The 329-nt window shown below is 56.8% G+C and carries 1 protein-coding gene; it reads left to right on the forward strand.

The features are described 5' to 3' along the window. Positions 1 to 108: 108 nt before the first annotated feature. On the forward strand, positions 109 to 329 hold a 221-nt coding region (locus tag IFS44_RS22035; protein ID WP_206757910.1), incomplete at its 3' end, for a hypothetical protein.

The following is a 329-nucleotide window of genomic DNA, read 5'->3' on the forward strand; positions in this document are numbered from 1 at the left end:
CGCCCACTTGTCGACCTTCTTTGGTTCTGTGACGATGCCTGAAAGCTGCCGTTCGTTTGGTTGATAGGCAGCTTAGGTTGATAGGCAGCCGAAAAGGTGAGGTCGACCATGTGGTTACGTTCGGCGGTTTTTGTTGCTGGTCTCTGTTGCTCGGTTCCGACGATCGCCCAGGGCAATCCGGTTACGATCGGGCCACAAGATGTAATCCTCACCCGACAGCGGGCAGAGCAGATGTCGCCACGAGATCTGGAGGCAATTGTTCTGCGGGACTTTCCGCACGGTGATATTCGCAAGGTCGAGGTGGGGCGGTCGATGAAGGGCTTCCCCGA

This window comes from Sphingomonas sp. CFBP 13706 (assembly GCF_014842355.1).
In the GTDB taxonomy this organism is placed as follows: Bacteria; Pseudomonadota; Alphaproteobacteria; order Sphingomonadales; family Sphingomonadaceae; genus Sphingomonas; species Sphingomonas aerolata.